18 protein-coding genes are annotated in these 18,955 nt (G+C 36.4%); 1 reads left to right on the plus strand and 17 read right to left on the minus strand.

What is annotated here, in order from left to right; translation table 11 throughout:
* Positions 1-15 precede the first annotated feature (15 nt).
* The 11 genes from CKK03_RS07015 to rpmG all read right to left on the minus strand — a co-directional run bounded on the left by CKK03_RS07015 (position 16) and on the right by rpmG (position 11,333).
* On the minus strand, positions 16-1,143 hold the full coding sequence (locus CKK03_RS07015; protein WP_142354006.1) for a YqgU-like beta propeller domain-containing protein: 1,128 nt from the start codon (positions 1,141-1,143) through the stop codon (positions 16-18).
* A gap of 143 nt (positions 1,144-1,286) precedes the next feature.
* Positions 1,287-2,480, minus strand: a complete 1,194-nt coding sequence (locus CKK03_RS07020) for a M14 family zinc carboxypeptidase (protein ID WP_099361913.1) — start codon at positions 2,478-2,480, stop codon at positions 1,287-1,289.
* A 104-nt stretch (positions 2,481-2,584) separates the two neighbouring features.
* A complete protein-coding gene (locus CKK03_RS07025) occupies positions 2,585-4,480 on the minus strand; it encodes an LTA synthase family protein (protein WP_425432851.1) in 1,896 nt (631 codons plus the stop codon).
* 292 nt (positions 4,481-4,772) lie between these two features.
* Positions 4,773-5,732: an ROK family glucokinase gene (locus tag CKK03_RS07030; protein WP_099361915.1), complete on the minus strand. Its 960-nt coding sequence runs from the start codon at positions 5,730-5,732 to the stop codon at positions 4,773-4,775.
* Between the two features lie 19 nt (positions 5,733-5,751).
* Complete coding sequence (locus CKK03_RS07035) at positions 5,752-5,964, minus strand: YqgQ family protein (RefSeq protein WP_099352270.1); 213 nt, start codon at positions 5,962-5,964, stop codon at positions 5,752-5,754.
* A gap of 134 nt (positions 5,965-6,098) precedes the next feature.
* The gene (locus tag CKK03_RS07040; RefSeq protein ID WP_099361916.1) at positions 6,099-7,568 is read right to left on the minus strand and encodes a spore germination protein; all 1,470 of its coding nucleotides are present in this window, start codon (positions 7,566-7,568) and stop codon (positions 6,099-6,101) included.
* Positions 7,569-7,701: 133 nt separating this feature from the next.
* Positions 7,702-9,246, minus strand: coding sequence for a rhomboid family protein (locus tag CKK03_RS07045; RefSeq protein ID WP_245864053.1), 1,545 nt, complete (start codon positions 9,244-9,246; stop codon positions 7,702-7,704).
* A 290-nt stretch (positions 9,247-9,536) separates the two neighbouring features.
* Complete coding sequence (yqgO, locus tag CKK03_RS07050; RefSeq protein WP_099361918.1) at positions 9,537-9,716, minus strand: protein YqgO; 180 nt, start codon at positions 9,714-9,716, stop codon at positions 9,537-9,539.
* Positions 9,717-9,758: 42 nt separating this feature from the next.
* Positions 9,759-10,553 (minus strand): DUF92 domain-containing protein, encoded by a 795-nt coding sequence (locus tag CKK03_RS07055; RefSeq protein ID WP_099361919.1) that lies wholly within the window; start codon positions 10,551-10,553, stop codon positions 9,759-9,761.
* The gene (locus CKK03_RS07060; protein WP_099361920.1) at positions 10,546-11,115 is read right to left on the minus strand and encodes a 5-formyltetrahydrofolate cyclo-ligase; all 570 of its coding nucleotides are present in this window, start codon (positions 11,113-11,115) and stop codon (positions 10,546-10,548) included. The genes CKK03_RS07055 and CKK03_RS07060 overlap by 8 nt, the downstream gene beginning before the upstream one ends.
* Before the next feature lie 68 nt (positions 11,116-11,183).
* The gene (gene rpmG, locus CKK03_RS07065) at positions 11,184-11,333 is read right to left on the minus strand and encodes a 50S ribosomal protein L33 (RefSeq protein ID WP_010678123.1); all 150 of its coding nucleotides are present in this window, start codon (positions 11,331-11,333) and stop codon (positions 11,184-11,186) included.
* Positions 11,334-11,525: 192 nt separating this feature from the next.
* On the opposite strand from rpmG, the gene CKK03_RS07070 reads away from it, so the two are divergent.
* Complete coding sequence (locus CKK03_RS07070; protein WP_099361921.1) at positions 11,526-11,885, plus strand: hypothetical protein; 360 nt, start codon at positions 11,526-11,528, stop codon at positions 11,883-11,885.
* A gap of 119 nt (positions 11,886-12,004) precedes the next feature.
* Here the strand turns inward: CKK03_RS07070 and phoU are convergent, their stop codons facing one another.
* From phoU to CKK03_RS07100, 6 genes are all read right to left on the minus strand, one after another.
* Positions 12,005-12,664, minus strand: a complete 660-nt coding sequence (gene phoU, locus CKK03_RS07075) for a phosphate signaling complex protein PhoU (RefSeq protein WP_099361922.1) — start codon at positions 12,662-12,664, stop codon at positions 12,005-12,007.
* Between the two features lie 24 nt (positions 12,665-12,688).
* Positions 12,689-13,495, minus strand: coding sequence for a phosphate ABC transporter ATP-binding protein PstB (pstB, locus tag CKK03_RS07080; RefSeq protein WP_099361923.1), 807 nt, complete (start codon positions 13,493-13,495; stop codon positions 12,689-12,691).
* A 90-nt stretch (positions 13,496-13,585) separates the two neighbouring features.
* Complete coding sequence (gene pstA, locus CKK03_RS07085) at positions 13,586-14,470, minus strand: phosphate ABC transporter permease PstA (RefSeq protein WP_099361924.1); 885 nt, start codon at positions 14,468-14,470, stop codon at positions 13,586-13,588.
* 1 nt (position 14,471) lies between these two features.
* Positions 14,472-15,410 (minus strand): phosphate ABC transporter permease subunit PstC, encoded by a 939-nt coding sequence (pstC, locus tag CKK03_RS07090; protein ID WP_099361925.1) that lies wholly within the window; start codon positions 15,408-15,410, stop codon positions 14,472-14,474.
* Positions 15,411-15,521: 111 nt separating this feature from the next.
* A complete protein-coding gene (locus tag CKK03_RS07095) occupies positions 15,522-16,502 on the minus strand; it encodes a PstS family phosphate ABC transporter substrate-binding protein (protein WP_099361926.1) in 981 nt (326 codons plus the stop codon).
* Positions 16,503-16,711: 209 nt separating this feature from the next.
* Positions 16,712-18,820, minus strand: coding sequence for a peptidoglycan D,D-transpeptidase FtsI family protein (locus CKK03_RS07100; protein WP_099361927.1), 2,109 nt, complete (start codon positions 18,818-18,820; stop codon positions 16,712-16,714).
* Between the last annotated feature and the right edge of the window lie 135 nt (positions 18,821-18,955).

The following is an 18,955-nucleotide window of genomic DNA, read 5'->3' on the forward strand; positions in this document are numbered from 1 at the left end:
CTTTTTCATTTGTCCTTAATATAGTACAAGGTCTGTTATTTTACTTGTCCTCATATCAATGATTTTCTCAAATTGAAATCCATATAAACATAAGAAACCGTTTGGAGAAAAATTAAGGGGTTGATCATCTACCTTTTCAAGGATGACCTCTTCTTTCCTTGTACTGATGTCGTAGGAAACCAATTCGAATTTTTCTCCATACGTATCAAATGCCCCATTTGAATATGGCTGAAATGAGTAGAATTTCTTTTGTTCAACAACATAATCGGCCGAAGGTATATACCATTTCGAGTAGTCACTTAAGAGTGGCATTTCAAATTCATATAGCTTTTTATTCTTTTCGGGATTGTAAAGGCCAACCTTCGCAAATGCCTCCTCGCCCTGAATTAATTCATACGTAACAAGTAGGTCTTTAAAAGAAGAAAACGAAATAATATCCTCAAATAAGAGCCCTTCTGTTTTTGTATCTAAATGATACGAATAAAGTGGTGCAAAGTAATCTAACTCGTTTTGGTCCCATTTTAAATATGAAATCGTATTGGGACTAACCCATTGAATAAAAGGCTGAAAGACCTCAAATTTCGTTTTTTCCTCGGCCTGAATGTCCACCAAATGAGTTTGAAACGACCAATCTTCTAAAAACGACGTTACGAATACCTCACTTGGATGATAAGGATTCCAGCTGTAAAACAAATCAAAGGAATTAATTTCCCATTCAAATTGCACGTTTCCCTCTTTGTCCACTGCCGTTAACTTCGCCATATTTTGAGAATCTGATGTATGTATTAAAAACATGGAATGATCCTCATTTGCCTTCATTGTCAGCACAGGGGCAGAGGTTTGAATGAACAGTTCCTTTTCACCTGTAAACAAATGATACTTATATATTTTTGAAATGCCATTATCATTAGTAACATAGAGGATGCTTTCATCATCATACCATTCGCCCACACTATTGAATTCTTCACCACGGAGTTCAAGTGGCTGCACCTCTTGATTTTCTCCAAAGAATTCTGTAGGTACAGGACCTTTTGTGACATTCTTATTCCTACTATTTGGCGCATCACTTGTATCAAAAGGTTGATGAGAATTACAGCCAGCCAGTAGAAAAAGAAACATAAAAAAGAATATTAAATTTCTCACCAACTCAATAACACCTCTTTAGCTTCTAAATAGAGTTCCACGTTCTATTGTTTCCCTTAACAGATAATACGATTATGCACGCTAAAAAGTTTCAGCGCAAGGAAAAAAGCCGGCCTTTTCGCCGACTTTTTTAGAGAGCATTTTCACATATACAAGGAGGCTAAAAATGCTCCGAGAGTCTCCTGATAAATTTCCTCAAATTGAGAAAGCGGGAGCGGATTAACGCCTTCCCCTAATTCGAATGTAAACCCTGGTCTCCTCCATTCTTGGATAAACCAATCCTTATACCCTGCATGGCTATCTATCGTTCGAACGGCTCTATACCCACTAACCCTCGAAAATTCGTTCACAATGGTTCCTGCCTCTGATGGTTCTAATCCCTCATATCCCCAATAAATAACCTCTCCTTGAGTATGGAAGGCTAGAACACGATTAAAGTTTGAGGCTCTTGTTAGTTTTTCAATCGCGATTGCTTCAGGCTCAGTTAATGGAGCATCTCCTGGGTAATCTCGGGGTGCGGGTGATTTCGGTTCCTTTCGTTCTTTTTCAATCTCCCAATTCGCCGGAAATTGATTGTTTAAATCGACACCGCGAATATTGGCTTTCCAGTCTTTAAATTCAAGATTTCCATTGTTAACCTTCACAACTTCCTGTCTATATGGTTCTTGTTCAGGAGGACCATTTAACACCAAATTAACGCCATCTGGATTTACCATTGGGACTATTGATAAGAATGCTTCCAAATAGAATGGCTCTACATAAAACCCTCTTATCGGGGCCATATTGGTTAACGCCAGCAAATACTCATTTATAAAGGTCATAATGACATTTGTTGTAATCCATTCATTTGCATGAAACGACCCATTCCAATGAACCTTTTTTGCTCCTCTTCCAATTCGAAGTTCAAGCAGATCTTTTCCTAATACACTTTTACCAATAGACCGGGTTTGAAGAAATGGATAAATGGTCTTTAATTGCTCTATATCCCTCATCATGTCAGCAAAATCGTATTCCCTATCTCCATTTACGATCGGTTGAACCACTCTTTCTGGAATCAGAATCATTTGGCCAACATCTAGAGTTTCCGCTTTTATTCCTGGATTTACTAAAAATAAGGAATCTTCGATAAGTGTACGAGATTTCGCCAACTTCCATAACGTATCACCTTGAGCAATTCTATGCTGTTTTAAAAGAAAACCGGGAATATTTACTTCTGCCCCAACCTGCAAGTTATTTATATTCAAATGTAAATTTGAGTCAATTAATAAATGAGTAGGGATAGCAAACAATTGACTGTAATACCAGAACGTGTCTCCTGGACGGACAGTTACCTTCACTCCTAATACCTCCTTGTTAGCCTCTCCTACCATTTTATGAGTAAGGGGATGTACTTCATGCCATTGGAAAAGCCTTGACCTAATTGGCCAAGGCTTTTAACTACTTATTCTTTAAACTCTTCAGGGACAGGTTCATGATAAGATGTTCCATTATAGAAACGGAGAAGGTCTCCATAGACAATCTCATCTGAGTAATCTAATTCTAGCCCTGCTTTTTCCATGTAAGGCTCACAATAGCTAATTTCTGCCTCTTCACCTGTTGCTTTATCATAACAAGCATTTTTCGTATATACATGCTGATCTGTGATAAAGCTTCCATCACGTAAGACAGTCAATGGAATTTTTTCATTAGAAAATAAATCACTACCGAAATGAACGTCATTGCGTATATCCATTCCAAGGAGATTTAAGATAGTTGGTTTTAAATCAATTTGTCCAGATACAGTTGAAATAACTTGTGGATTCTTATCTGTCACTCCAGGTATGTGAATGATTAATGGTACCTTTTGCAATTGAATGGAATCAAATGGTGTGATTTCTTCTTTCCCTAGGAATTGTGCCATCGCTTTATTATGGTTTTCAGAAATTCCATAGTGATCCCCATAAAGGACAAATATTGTATTTTCATACATTCCTTCTTCTTTAAGTCGTTCAATGAAGATTTTTATAGACTCATCCATATAGCGAACGGTTGGGAAATAACGGTTCAATGTTCTTGAGTTTGAATTAAATTCATTTACCATTTTATCCTCTTCACCAAGTTCAAAAGGGAAATGGTTTGTTAATGTAATAAATTTCGAGTAGTACGGCTGTGGCTGTGATTTTAATAGGTCAATGGATTGTTCAAAGAAATCGATATCCTTTAAGCCCCATCCAATTGAATTTTCCTCTGTAACCTCATAGCTTTCTACATCAAAAAATTCATCGTAGCCAAGGGAATCATACATGATATCGCGATTCCAGAAAGTCTTATTATTCGCATGAAAGACGGATGAAAAATATCCATAGTCCTTAATAAATTCAGGAGTTGCTGTAAATTCATTATTAGCATGGGTAAAGAATACGGCTCCGCGCCCAAGTGGATATAATGAATTTTCTAATAAAAACTCTGAATCGGATGTCTTTCCTTGACCTGTTTGATGATAAAAATTGTCAAAGTAATAACTTTCTTTTATAAAATCATTTAAGAATGGCGTGATTTCTTCCCCATCAATAGTTTCATTAATGACAAAGTTTTGTAGTGATTCCATTGAAATCACGACGACATTTTTTCCTTGTGCAATCCCAAATTTATCGCTTGGTTCCTTTTGATTCGCTTTTAAGTAGTTCTCGATTTCAATAAATGAACTACTGTCGGCTAAAGCTCGTTGGGCGGAAGATTTTGATTGTAGGACAATATCATAAATTTGATAGTTGTATGTCCCGATATTCTTCACTAACATTTCACGGTCGAAGGTTCTTGTCAATAACTGTGGTCGCTGTGCTTCTGCTAATCCAAGATTAAAAAAGAATATAGCTGCAACAAGGATGAAATAGGATCTTCTCTCCTTCTTCGTGATTACTTCAGCGGCAGTAAAGCTTGGTTTACATTTATTTATTAAAATTAGAATAACCACATCAATGAACAGAAGTGAATCTGTTGCCTTTAAATTTCCTGTAATACTCGTTCCTAAATCCCCCATGTTACTTGTTTGGAAAAGAACAGGAAGAGTCAAAAAATCGTTGAAAAATCTGTAAAAGACAACATTGGCAAATAACACAAATGAAGATAGTAAACTAGCAAAAATAATAAACTTAGTTCGATGTTTTTCCTTGATAAAAATGGAAATACCAAAGAACAGCAATAAGAAACTCAATGGGTTTATCAGTAAAATAAACTCTTGCATCAAGTTTTCTATTTTTATATCAAAGCTAGTTTTATATACGATATATGTTTTTATCCAAAGCATACATGCAGCTAAAAAGATGAACTTTGATTTGGATAACGTTGATGACGTAATCATCAATATACCTCCTTGTTTTCAAGACCGCGGAGCACCAAAAATCGATGTATTTTATTTCCATTTTTAGGTATTTTAGAAAAATCTAAAGATAATCTTAATACTTTTTTTACCAAAAATCAATCATCCAAACAACTTAATTTTATAGAATCATATAGATGTACATTATGTATATACATATAAGACGTTTAGTTGACTAGAAAGTTTCATAGTAATTAAAAGTAACAATCTTTTAAATATTCTAATAAAAATGTAAAAAAAGAGATTTCATTGTGAAATCTCTTTTTCCTATTTATTGGTTATTTTTAGCCAAATAAGCAGCACCTATTACACCCGCATCGTTTCCTAATGTGGCAATGGCGATTTCAGTAGCCTCTGCTACCCTTGGAAACGCAAAACGATTAAACTGTTTTCTTAATGGAAGCAGTAATTGCTCACCTGCTTTTGAGACACCGCCACCAATAACAATTTTTTCTGGGTTTAGGCCATTTGCAACATGACTTAAAGCTAATCCTAGATGTGTTGTTACATTGTCAATGATTTCTTGGGCTATAAGGTCCCCTTTACCTGCTGCTTCAAAGACATCCTTTGAAGTGACTTCTCCCGTTTGTTCAAATAGTTCTCGAAGGACACTTGATTCGTTTCCACCCTGAATGGCCTCTTTTGCCAAACGTGCAATACCAGTAGCGGATGCTATCGTTTCGATACAGCCCGTCTTTCCACAGCCACATAAAGCACCACCATCAACCAAGGAGGTGATATGGCCAATTTCTCCACCTGCCCCATTGGCTCCGCGAACAACGTTGCCATTAGAGATAATTCCTCCGCCGACACCCGTTCCTAGCGTTACACAAAGTAAGTCCTTTGCGCCTTCACCTGCACCCTTCCACATTTCACCGATAGCCGCGACGTTTGCATCATTATCGACAACTGTAGGCAACCCAATATTTGCTTCAAGCTCTGCTTTAAGGGGATACATTTCTCTCCAGCCTAGATTGGTTGCTTTATAGATAACGCCATCTTCAAAATGTATTGGACCAGGCGCACCCATACCTACACCAGCAAATTGTTCTTTTGAAAACTTAAGTTCGTTCATTTTAGCTTCAATTGCTTCTGCAATATCTGGGATAATTTTTGCTCCAGATTTATCGGTTGGAATTTCCCATTTTGAAACAATCTCACCTTCTTGTGTGATAAAGGCAAGTTTGACTGTTGTTCCACCTAAATCAATACCAATTAATAATTTTTCCATTTGTATTCCATTCCTTTGTTTATTTGTTTTTTGCTCTTTTTTCGGTTTCCCAGACAATTTCTTGGCGGAGTAGAAAAATAGCTAATTGATAATCCTTTGTTTCAATGAGCTGTGAATTGTAAAGCTCTTGTATTTCAGTCTCCATTAATTCAAGGTCGGCAACTCTGTCACCAACATAAATGATCGTGCCGAATTTTTTTAAAAATTGTTGAATATCATAAATTGTTTTCACTTTCTCACCTTCTGCATTCCACAATATGATACTAGCTTATTTAAAAAAATAGAAACACGCAAGTTTTTCTCATGAAAGTCCATAAAAATGTAAAAGGAGTGCTCAATTTTACAGTGAACACTCCTAAAAATTTATTATTTATCCGGATCTTTTGGATGTAATATCCTCGGTCTATTTCTTTTTAACGGAATAGGAGCACGGAATAAAACGTCCTTAAATCCTTTCAAGGAAAATGGAATAAACGGCCATAAATAAGGAACATTAAATGATTTCATTCGTGCTAAATAGAGAATCCATAGTGTAATTCCTCCGACAAATCCAATTACTCCAAATATACTGGTCGTTAATAAGAAAAATAGTCTGGCTAAGCGGTTTGCAAGGCTCATCTCATAGCTTGGTGTTGAGAAGGTACCAATTGCTGCAATTGCGAGGTACAAAATAACCTCATTTGTAAATAAACCGACTTCAACTGCAACCTGTCCAATTAACATGGCTGCGACAAGCCCTAGTGCTGTAGCAAGGGCGGTCGGGGTATGAATGGCTGCCATCCGCAACAGATCAATTCCAATTTCGATTAGAAAGAACTGTAATATCAATGGTAATCTGCCATCATCATTTGGACCGATAAATTTAAGACTATCTGGCAATAGTTCAGGATGAACTGCAAATAAATACCAAAGTGGTAATAAAAACAGTGATGCCCAAACTCCAATATAGCGAACCAGGCGCAGGTATAACCCAGTTACGGGACTGTTTCGATATTCCTCGGCATGCTGCATATGATGCCAAAATGTGGTGGGTGTGATAAGAACACTTGGTGAACCATCAACCATGATGATAATATGACCCTCGAATAGATGTGCAGCTGCCGTGTCTGGCCTTTCCGTATATCTTACGACTGGATAGGGATTATAATGTCGTCCTGAAATATATTCCTCAATGGTCTTTTCACCCATCGGCAAACCATCTGTGTCAATCTTTGAAATGGCATCTTTAACTTCTTTAACGTGATCGGGATCAGCAATATCCTCAATATAGCTAATCACGATATCTGTCTTGGAACGTCTTCCCACCTGCATATATTCCATTCGGAGGGACTTATCCCGTACTCTTCTTCTCGTTAATGCCGTATTAAAGACAATCGTCTCGACATAGCCATCCCTTGACCCTCTTACAACTCTTTCTATATCAGGCTCTTCTGGCCCCCTTACAGGATAGGTTCTAGCATCTATTAAAATAACCTTTTCAATGCCATCGATAACTAGAGCAGTTGGACCCGCAAGGACCATGTCAACAACCTTATCTAGGTCATCTGTGCTTTCCACTTCTACATATGGAATATACGTTTTTAGCAGTTTTTCTAATCCATCTATTTTGAAAATACTTTCGTCCTGTTTCGCAAGAAATTTTTGCAATAAATGTAAAATATCATCTTTAATAAGGCCATCAATTAAAAACATTGACATGTCTTTTCCAGCGTATTCTACATCAACTTGGATTACATCAAAGCTTTTATCTACACCAAGAGCCTCTTTTAAATAGCTCCGATTTTCTTCTATATTTAATGAGACAGGATGTTTTGGCTCTTCTTTTTCATTTCCCATGAGTATCACTCCAATCACGTACAAAGACCTCTGTTTGTTTTCGTAATAGGCTACTAATCCATCTTTGACGTAAAATTGGAAAATCATACCTATCCAAGAGAAATAAAGAAAAAGCGTCCCATATGAGACACTTTTACATTGGACTTTCCAATTTTTTTATTTCGTTGATAAGTTCTTGATAGTTTTCATTGTCTGGGTCAATTTCAAGAGCCTGTTCTATTGACTTTTTTGCATTTTCAAATTCTTGCAACTGAACATAGATTAGCGCAAGATTGTAATGCGCTTCTGAGATATCTGGTGCCTTTTGAGTGACGATTTGTAAATGCTCCCGAGCGTCTTCAAGTTTACCAAGCTTAATTTCAGTATAGGATAAATAAAAATAGACTTCTGGTGAGTCAGTTCCTTTTTCCTCAACACCTTTTAGCATCTCATACGCCTTATTGATCTCATTCGCTTGTATATATTCCTGAGCAGTTTGTACGACAAATCGTGGGTTATCGGAATGTGGCTGAACAACATATCCCATATAAACAAGGGCACCTACAGTCGCCAATGTTAAGACAAGGCCACCCACTCGTTTCGCAAACTCTTTGCGCTTAGGTAAATGAACTATACTTGCTGCTAAAAAGCCCCCAACCAAGCCTCCAATATGCCCAGAGTTATCAATACCAGGAATCATAAAACCAAGGACTAAGTTTATGATAATAATTCCAATCACATTTGGCCCCATTGTTCTAAAGAATAACGACGGATACGCTGCACCAAAAAATAATAACGCTCCAAAGCATCCAAAAATAGCCCCAGAAGCTCCTGCAGAAATATTTGCGTTAAAAACAAAGCTTGCCAAACTACCTACAAATCCGGCGAACACATAGATCCATAAAAACCTTAGTTTCCCGTATAGTCGCTCTACCTCTGCTCCTAAATAATACAATGCAAAGGTATTCATGAGGAGATGAAGGAAACCAATATGTAAAATCATTGGCGTGAAAAAACGCCACCATTCACCATTTAAAATCCGAAAGTTTTCCTTTGCCCCATATTTCAGCAAGGTTTCGGTATTTGTACTTCCCCCATTAAATTCTAATATAGCAAACATAACTAATTGAATCGCAATTAAGATATATGTAAAAAAAGGCTTCCCGTTTTGAAAAATTTGCTTTTCATTTGTTATACGTTTGTTGGCAACCGTAATTACCTCATGCTTGATATTTTCAACTGTTTCTAGATCAATATAGATGGAGTCATCCATTGTAAATTCAGTATGAACAAGTGCTGAAACTTCTTTTAGTCCGGTTTCTTTATGTTCAGAATCGATTAAAACAGTTTGTAAAGTAGTTAATCCTTTTGCACCTGCAAGTAATGATTGTTCTATCCGAAACTTCCAATCATCAACAGGTGGGTATGTAGTTATATAAATATTAAGAGCTTCCAATTTACGGGCATATAGTCGTTTTCTAAGTTGTTCCAATCGTTGGGCGGTAATTTCCATATCCCGCTGCATCCAATTGCTCCAATCTAAATCATGACGTAGGATACGAATAATTCTTGGTTTGTTCTTCTGCAGCGTTTCTAACCAAATTTCATTATTCGATTTCGATAATTGGAGAATTCGATAGCCACCTTCTGTTTGAAGCTCCTGTATCATTTTCCAAAAAAGATAATCCTGTTTGAACACCAAATCCCCCCTCTTCCAATGGGTATTATATTTATTATAAACGTTTTTCTATTTCCGTTACCAAATTTCTGTTTCAGAATTAAAAAAACCTGTTGAAAATCACTTCAACAGGTTAACTTTATTCAGCAGAGGCTCAACATTATCAGTAGTGGAGTAAAAAGTATAGTCCTTCTCACTCTTACTGAATAAAGTTAAGCCTCCGGCGGATGCCACAGATTTTTAAAGGTAACTTTTCGAGCGAGCTCTAAAAATCTGGGCGCAAATACGCCAAGGCGTATTTGATTATTCTTTTATCGGAAGGCTGTTTGCATCATTTTGTTACGAATAAATGGGATTTTCATCGAGGTACTGATAGCAACACGACGAACAGCAGGATTGCCGAAAACGCGATTAAATATGCGATATCGGTACCTGTAGACTGCATATATCCCACCAAAAAGTAGAGCTATTCGGGTCAATAAGCTTAACATATTCATCCCTCCTAGTTATACTTTTTGATTATCTCTTTCATTTTATCCTAGTAAAAGAAAAAAGAAATATGTCCCAAGTCCTGATGCCAGAAGGATTGATAAAAAGTTCACAACATCATTATCGCAAATCCGCAATCCTTTTAAATAGGTCGTTTGTTTTTCGCAATGGAACTTCTTTTCAGTTTCTATTCCACAGACAGGACATTTATAAACAACTTGAATACTCGCTCCCAAAATCGTATCAATTAGATTACCGCAAAAGCCGATCACGGCTAGTCCAAGAAACAGAAAAAGTGAAAGCTCTGGCCACACTATAAATGAAATAAAACTAATAAGTAATGAACCCAAAAAGCCCGCAAACGTTCCTAATACAGAAACTGCTCCGGATGTCCCCGTATCAACCCGCTTCAATTTTGTTAGTAACATTGGCTTTTTCTTACTTAGTGTTCCAATTTCCGAAGCCCAAGTATCAGCATTCGCAGCTGCGATTGATCCAACAAAGAAGACAAGCCAAAAGATGGAGTCAGTGAAAGCAAACATTAAGCTTGTAAAGGCAGCGACACCACCGTTCGCAAAAACTTGAACAATATCCCGCTGTTCTCCTTTTGCACTCTTATTTTTGAGATTATTTTTATTTCTAGCTTTGATTTTACTCCATAAACTTGAGCTCACAAAAAAGACGCCTAATAAAAGCAAGCCCCGATAACCAAATCCAATCGACACGGCGCCTCCAACAAGAATTGTCCCCACTGCTCCACTTTTTGTTAATGATTTAAGTTTATATCCTAATACTGCTACAACTATGGAAGCAAAAATTTGGATAAGAAGATTAATCATTTGTTTCGATGACCCTTGTATCTGTTACGATTTTCTTGACCGGGATATCAAAAGGCTCGACAGGGATTTCATCTACAACCTGTATAGGGAATGCTAAAGAAACTGTATCTCCCTGATATTGAGCTAAATACCGATCATAATAACCTCCACCATGGCCTAAGCGGTATCCCTTTGTTTCAAAACTAAGGCCTGGCACGAATAATAGATCGATTTCATTATGTATAACGGCGGATGTTTGTTCTTCAACTGGTTCTTGGAGGCCATAATAGACTACTTCTAATTGAGAATAGAATGTGATTTCACGGAAAGTCATGGTTTTTGTTTTTGGATGGCATTTTGGTACTGCCACTCGTTTATTTAATTCCCATGCTTTTTCAATTAAATATTTTGAATTGACCTCATACTCCCCTGAAATGGTGATTCCAATCGTATTTGCATTCATCCATTCAGGTAAAGCGAGAACTTGCTCAGTAATTTCCTTAGACCACTTGTCTAAAGTTTCTTTATCAATTAAACGTAACGTTTCCTTCATCTCTTTTCTCATTTCCTGTTTCGTCTTCAACTTATTCGCCCCTCTCCATTTATTACTTTATATAATATAAAAAAACAGCAGGAAATTGCTTCCTACTGTTACTTTGTTTCGCGGTGTAGAGTAACCTTTTTTAGTCTTGGGCAATATTTCTTAAGTTCAAGACGGTCAGGGTTGTTTCGCTTATTTTTAGTTGTAATATAATTACGATCACCAGTTTCAGTACAAGCTAAAGTGATTTTAACACGCATCTTCATTTCCCTCCAAACATATAAAGCTTTAATCAGACTTACCTATCATACCACTTAACTTCTTAAAATTCCAGTCCTATTTTTTGGACAAAGTAAATTTAATTACTATATCAAAATACAATTCAATAGACGAACTAGTATTGTCCACATAAACAAGTTACGATAAGATAGATTATGGAATGGAGTGACGGTATGGAATATGCAATTATTATCTTATTAGCCATCGCAATCCTTCTTCTTGTCGTTTCTTTCTATGGAAAGGACAGAGTTAAAATGGTGCAAGAAGAAATTGATCAACTTTCTCTTTCTATGGTTCAAGAAACATACCTTTTAAAGAAGAAAATAAAAGTACTCGAAGAAGAGCTTCTAACCAATGACATCGATTATGAAACGGGGCCATCTCAAACATGTGTTATGTCTTTGTCAAATTCCACCATTTTATCCTTATATGATAAAGGCTTAAGCTATGAAGAAATTGGAACAAAAACAAAGTTACCAGTTGAAGAAGTTCGGCTCATTCTGGAACAAGCAAAGAAAATGGGGCTCATCTAATGGATAAATATATGTTACGGGGAATAGCAGTCGGTATTATTTTTTCTACGATTGTATATGGTCTTATCTACTATTTAACGACAAAGTAAAACTCAAGCCGAGATTGGCTTGAGTTTTTTTTAGGCATTTAAATCGACTTTTTTAGCTTTTACCATATAGATGATGTGTTCAGCCATATTTGTTGTGTGGTCTGCTACTCTTTCTATATGGCGGCTGATAAAGGCTAATTGTGTAATTTGGTTAATTGAATTAGGATTGCTCGGCATTAATTCCAGTAGTTCTTTAATGATTTTTCCATATAACTCATCAACCTCATCATCTGCTTTAGCTGTTTGAATGGCTAAATTGATGTCTTTTTCGATATACGCTTTGATTACGTTGTTTAACATGTCTAAAGCTTTTTCAGCCATTTTTGGGATATCCACTATTGGTTTGATGAGCGGACCATCTCCAATGTGGATAGTCGATTTTGCGATATTTACGGCTAGATCCCCGATTCTTTCAATATCACTTGAGATTTTCAAGCCGGCGATGATGGCACGTAAATCAGATGCTACTGGTTGTTGTTGTGCGATTAATTGGATGATAATATTATCGATTTGTTCTTCAAGTTCATTAATTTTTTGGTCATCTTGAATGATTTGTTCAGCCAATTTAATATCTTGGTGTGCGAGTGATTGTACTGATCTTTCAACTGCCGTTTTTGATAGATTGACCATTTCAACCAATAATTCTTTAAGACGATCCAAATCCTTATCAAATGTCGTACGTATAGCCATGACATACACCCCTCTTTTTCTTTATTATCCAAATCTGCCAGTGATGTAATCTTCTGTGCGCTTGTCGGATGGATTTGAAAACATTTTATCTGTTTTTTCATATTCAATCACTTCTCCACTTAGGAAAAAGGCTGTTCGGTCTGAAATACGTGCAGCTTGTTGCATATTATGAGTAACGATAATAATACTGAAGTTTTGCTTAAGTTCTTGAACAAGTTCCTCAATTTTTAATGTTGAAATTGGGTCAAGAGCAGAAGTCGGCTCATCCATTAGAATCACATCAGGCTCAATTGCCAAGCATCTTGCAAGACAGATTCTTTGTTGTTGTCCGCCTGAAAGTCCATAAGCATTTTCGTGAAGGCGGTCTTTTACCTCATCCCAAATAGCTGCTCCACGTAAACTTTTTTCAACAATTTCATCTAAGATTTTTTTGTTTCGAATCCCATGAATACGAGGTCCATAAGCAATATTGTCATAAATTGATTTTGGAAAAGGATTCGGCTTTTGGAATACCATCCCTACTCGAGTTCTGAGTTCTTCTTCTTTATATGATTTATCGAAAATATTCTTTCCTCTGTATAAAATTTCTCCAGAGATGCGAACAATCGGAACGAGTTCAACCATACGGTTTAAGGTTTTAATATAAGTTGATTTCCCACATCCTGACGGCCCAATTATTGCTGTTACTTCGTTTTCATAGATCGGAAAATTAATATTCTTAAGGGCATGATCTTCCCCATACCATAAGTTTAAATCCTTTGTATCATAAACAATATTTTTATCTATCTGTTCTGGATTTATATTTTTATTAGTCATTACTTGTAATGTCATAATCTGAGTTTCTCCCCTTCAAATTAGAATCAAATGCGCATGGCCAAATTGCGCATGAAATTAATACTTGTTGCTTTCTCTTCAAAAGAATTAAAATCTTCTTTGGAACTTGTTTCGTATCATGATGGCTATTGAATTCATTAAAAATAGTACGATTAATAAAATGACAATAGTTGCTGCTCCTAGGTTTGCGTATTCAGCTACTAGGGCAGAATCGAGTGTCCAATAATAGATTTGCATTGGCAACACAGTAAATTTATCAAAAATACTATCTGGAAATGGAATTAGTAAGGCTGGAATTCCTATTACTACAAGTGGAGCTGTTTCTCCAACTGCTCTAGAAAGTGCCAAAATAACCCCTGTAAGAATACCAGGTAATGAAGCTGGTAAAACAACATTTTTTATCGTTTGCCATTTTGTAGCTCCCATTCCATAAGAAGCTTCTCTCAAATAACCCGGAACTGCACGGATTGCTTCTTGACTAGCAACTACTACGATTGGAAGTACGAGTAATGCCATTGTAAGTCCACCGGCTAACACGATATTGCCCAATCCAAAACCACGAACAAAAATGGTGAGACCTAATATACCAAATACAATTGACGGAACACCTGCAAGATTTGAGATATTTGTTTGAATAAACCGTTGTAGACGTCCTTTTTTTGCATATTCTTCGAGATAAATAGCTGTACCAACACCCAGGAAAAGTGTGATTGGTGCAACCACAAGCATTAACCACAGCGTTCCAAGGAGGGCACCCATAATTCCTGCGTTCTCCGCAACCGTCGAAAGCTTGCTAGTTAGAAATTGGAGATCGATCCAACCCAGACTTTGAGAAATGACTCGGTAAAAAAGAATGACGAGAACGACTAAACCAAACAAAGTTGATAAAAAGAAAATTGATTTTGCTATATTATTTGTAAAAAGTCGAGAATTAAGTTTCTTTTGCACTTGTGCGGCATTTACATATTTCATTTTAATATTCCTCCTTAAACTTGCGAGAAATATATTGTGCAAGTAAGTTCATTACTAATGTGAACACGAATAGTGTAATAGCTACAGCGTATAAACTATAATATAAAGTTGAGCCCGCTGGTGCATCTCCACTGTTTACTTCAACAATATAAGAGGTCATTGTTTGCATTGATTGGGTAACATCAAAAGTAAAGTTCTTGGAACTTCCACTAGCAAGCGTAACAATCATCGTTTCGCCAATAGCTCTAGATATACCAAGAACAAATGATGCAATAATTCCAGACATTGCTGCAGGAATAACAACCTTCCATGTTACTTCAAGTTTTGTTGAGCCTAGACCAAGCGCACCTTCTCTAATAGAATTTGGTACAGAGCTCATTGCATCCTCTGAAAGCGATGCGACCATAGGAATGATCATAATTCCCATCACGATGCCTGGACTGAGGATATTGGTCGGTTCAAGACCAGGAATAATAGATTGTAATAGAGGTGTTACGAACGTTAAAGCAAAGAAACCATATACAATGGTCGGAATCCCCGCAAGAATTTCAAGAATTGGTTTTAAAATTTTTCTTACTCGTTCAGACGCATATTCACTTAAATATATTGCTGACATCATTCCGACAGGTATTGCGACAAGCATTGCTATAGCCGATGAAATAATCGTTCCTGTTAGTAGAGGTAATACCCCAAATTCGGCATTATCGCCAAGGGGTTTTAATACGGTACCTGTAAAGAAATCAAGAAATGGTACACGTTTAAAAAACTCAAATGTTTCAAAAAGAAGTGTAAGTACAATACCAACTGTAGTTAAAATCGAGATAATCGCAATTAAGAGTAAGCCTTTTGGAATGACTTTCTCTACAATAGTGTTAATGCTTTTTGTACTTTTATTTTTGGCAATCATCTCACGCACATTCACTTTAGAACCTTCCTTCATGATAAACTCCCTTCGATCCATTTCATCATTAATAAAGACCAAATTTTTTATCTATCTATAATCAGGTAGAAGATGAGAAGCAAAGATTGCTCTCACCTTCATTTTTAATTCTTATTTTAAACCTTCTAATTCTGTTACTACTGCATTTAATTCTTCTTCTGGAAGTGGAGCAAATCCGGTTTCAGAAGCTACATCAGCAGCGTTTTTCATTGTATAAATTGCATAGTCTAATACTTGAGCCTTTTCTTTCGCCATGTTGACATTTAAATAAGTAAATACTGGTCTTGTGAATGGAGCATAGTCGCCATCTTCACTGATTGTATCTAAGTTAGGTTCAACAGGACCGTTACCAAAATCAACTTTTACAATTTTAACCTTATCTTTGTTGTTTACTGCATAACCGTATCCGAAGAATGCAATTGCATTTTTATCTTTTGACACTAAGTCTACTAATGTAGAGTATTCTTGTTGAAGATTTGCTTCAGCTACTAAGTCTTGTTCGTCTAAAATGTTTTCCCAGAAGAATTCATACGTACCGTGGTTTTCGTTTGGACCGTAAGTTTTGATTGGTTCATTTGGAAAATCAGAACGTACATCTGACCAATTTTTCTTACCAGCACTTGCTAAGAAAATATCAATTACTTCTTGTTGAGTTAATTCTTCAGCCCAATCGTTATCAGGGTGTACAACAAATGTTAAACCATCAAGAGCAACTTTTAATTCTTTTACTTCAATTCCTAAATCTTCAGCAGTTGCTGCTTCTTCGTCCTTAATTTGACGAGATGCATCGTTGAAATCTGTACCGCCTTCTTCAACTAAAAACTTTTTAAAACCAGCACTTGTTCCAGCGCGACTTACTTCAACTGATACATTTTCTTGCTCATTAGTCATATAATTTTCTGCCATCTTTGACATGAAAGGATAAACTGTTCCAGATCCATCAATTACAACGCTGCCCTCTAATTCAGCACTTGCATTTTCGTTTTTGTTTTCTGTTTCACTATCTCCAGTACTGCTTTCGTTACCACATGCAGCTAACACTAACATTGTGATTGTGATCATTGCTAAACCTAAGAACTTCAAGCGTTTCATTCGTTTATTCCCCCTAAGAGTGAGTTTGTTTTGCTTTGTCTTACAAACTAAGAATAATCGCATTCTATTAATCTCGTATGAATTGAATGTAAAGGTTTTGTAAATTCGAGTAAAATGATGAAAATCCCTATTTTTTGTCGAAGTTTTCAATTAGGAATCATAGAAAAAAGCCTAACGAATTCGTTAGGCTTTTTTCATTCTTATTCATTTTACTGAGCATCAGCTTCATCTGCAGATGTTTCTGTTTCAGCTTCTGGATCCGTTATTTGTTGAGGCTGTGAAGCTCGTTTTTCTTTCAGTTCAAAATATTTATCTAAAATGGCTTCTCCAACTTTAAGGTTCATATTATGTGATGTATTTCCATAATATGCGTATGGTAATACGACAGCAAATGCTACCTCAGGATTATTAAATGGAGCATATCCAACAAGTGTACTATTTACTGCTTCTACACCTTTGATGAATGATTGAGCAGAACCGGTTTTACCAGCAGCGTCATAAGGTTTACCCGAAAATGCGCTACGTGCTGTTCCACTTGATCCTTGAAAAACTAATTTAAATCCTTGTTGAACCCTCTCAATATATTTCATATCTATATCAAGTTTGTTCATTACAGTTGGTTCAAAAGGTTCTTGAATTGGACCTAATTCATTTTCTTCCAAGGTTGGTTGATGAATTTGTCTTACAATCTTTGGTTGCATCCTATAACCGTCGTTAGCAATCGTGGACACATACTGCGCTAATTGCAAGGTTGTATAAGTGTCATATTGTCCAATTCCTAAGTCCATTAATAGACCAGGAGTAAGATCTGGTCCAGGATACCCAGTCGCTTCACCAGGTAAGTCAATTCCCGTTTTCACTCCCAAACCAAACTGACTAAAATAATTTCTTACAGTACGAAATGCATCGGTATCAATAGAGATGGGTTGGCCATAGACATAATGTCCACCCGCTAATTCAAGAAATAACTTAAACATATATACGTTAGATGACAATTCTAGTGCTTTTAAATCATTAGTAGGTCCTAAATTTCTCCATGATTTTTTAAGTGATCCTTCTCGACCAATTTTCATTGGTGAATCATAGTACATAGAACCGATATCAATGACACCTGTATCATACCCAGTTAACATGGTAGCACCCTTAACAGCAGATCCCATCTCATAAGCTGCATTCATTGTACCTAGGGCATAGTCCTGAAATCCCATTTTGCCATCTTTGCCTCTTGTGTAGACCTTTCCAGCCATACTTAGAATTTCACCAGTTTTTGGATTCATCATGACTACAAATGCGCGGTCTAGATACTGAGTACCCTTCATTTGTTTATGAACCAACATTTGCTCTTCGATAATTTGTTCAACAGCTTGTTGAAGCTCCATATCGATTGTTAGAACTAGGTCACTACCTCTTTGCCCTTCAGAAATCATGATTGTTTCTTGTACGGCATTACCCTTAATTATATTTTCTACTTTTGCCTTTTGACCATGTAATACTGATTCATATTGTGCTTCTAAATAACTTAAACCAACACGATCATTCCGGTTATACCCACGAGCTAAGTAGTAATCAAGTTTATCACTTGGTAGTCCTTCATCTGTATCAGAAATACGGCCAAGGATTGATTTTAAAGTGTTATCAAATTTATAATCACGAATCCAGTCAGTTGTCGTGTTGACACCTGGCAAATGTTCGAGATTTTCACTGACTACAGCATATTCTTCTGGTGTTACATTTTCATTCTTTACTATCTGTGGGACAAGTGCATAGCCCTTCGTCATTTCACGGAAGATTGCTGCAACCTCTAGCTCAGCTTCTGTAATCTGTTTAAGATCTTTTTCCGTAATTCTTTCGATTTGGAGTTTATAGATGTCTTTAGTGGATAATTCCAGTTCCCCATCTTCCATTTTTTTCATTTCTTGCTCGACCAATGCTTTTGCTTCATCTGGGTTTTTAAGCATCCAAAAATCTTTCAAATCACGTTCTGTTACTTTGTCCGACTTCATTTCAATAAGCGTTGCAAGTGTTTCTGCAACTTCTAGTACTTCTTCTTGCTTAGTCCCTCTTGCACGTGTATATGTGATCGCATTTAACGCCTTATTATCAACGATGACATTTCCATTTTTGTCATAGATTTTACCTCGTGGAACAGGAAGATTTACAATTTCATTTTCGGTTTTTTCTACTTCCTTTTGAAATTTCTCACCATGTACAATCTGCACAACCCCTAGTCGGAGGATTAAGGCTGAAAATAGCAAAAAGACAGCAAAAAATAACATATTTAAACGAAATGGAACATGTGATTTTTTCTTTTTGATCATAAACATCAACTACCTTTAATTATTTGCGTATTCCTAATTTTATCTTTAAGCTACATTCTTATGAATAAAAAAGACACCTAACAAGGCTAGGTGCCTTTATCTTCTATTGTAAAAGAAACTCAAGTTTTTTTCCAT

Origin of the sequence: Fredinandcohnia onubensis (assembly GCF_002734215.1) — a bacterium.
GTDB classification, from domain to species: Bacteria; Bacillota; Bacilli; order Bacillales; family Bacillaceae_L; genus Ferdinandcohnia; species Ferdinandcohnia onubensis.

Bases quoted from the DNA above. Each gene is read 5' to 3' on its own strand.
- CKK03_RS07030 (WP_099361915.1), bottom strand. From the start codon at position 5,732: ATGGAAAAATTATTAATTGGTATTGATTTAGGTGGAACAACAGTCAAA.
- CKK03_RS07040 (WP_099361916.1), bottom strand. From the start codon at position 7,568: ATGGGAAATGAAAAAGAAGAGCCAAAACATCCTGTCTCATTAAATATA.
- yqgO (WP_099361918.1), bottom strand. From the start codon at position 9,716: ATGTTAAGCTTATTGACCCGAATAGCTCTACTTTTTGGTGGGATATAT.
- CKK03_RS07055 (WP_099361919.1), bottom strand. From the start codon at position 10,553: ATGATTAATCTTCTTATCCAAATTTTTGCTTCCATAGTTGTAGCAGTA.
- rpmG (WP_010678123.1), bottom strand. From the start codon at position 11,333: ATGCGTGTTAAAATCACTTTAGCTTGTACTGAAACTGGTGATCGTAAT.
- CKK03_RS07070 (WP_099361921.1), top strand. From the start codon at position 11,526: ATGGAATATGCAATTATTATCTTATTAGCCATCGCAATCCTTCTTCTT.
- phoU (WP_099361922.1), bottom strand. From the start codon at position 12,664: ATGGCTATACGTACGACATTTGATAAGGATTTGGATCGTCTTAAAGAA.
- pstB (WP_099361923.1), bottom strand. From the start codon at position 13,495: ATGACATTACAAGTAATGACTAATAAAAATATAAATCCAGAACAGATA.
- pstA (WP_099361924.1), bottom strand. From the start codon at position 14,470: ATGAAATATGTAAATGCCGCACAAGTGCAAAAGAAACTTAATTCTCGA.
- pstC (WP_099361925.1), bottom strand. From the start codon at position 15,410: ATGAAGGAAGGTTCTAAAGTGAATGTGCGTGAGATGATTGCCAAAAAT.
- CKK03_RS07095 (WP_099361926.1), bottom strand. From the start codon at position 16,502: ATGAAACGCTTGAAGTTCTTAGGTTTAGCAATGATCACAATCACAATG.
- CKK03_RS07100 (WP_099361927.1), bottom strand. From the start codon at position 18,820: ATGATCAAAAAGAAAAAATCACATGTTCCATTTCGTTTAAATATGTTA.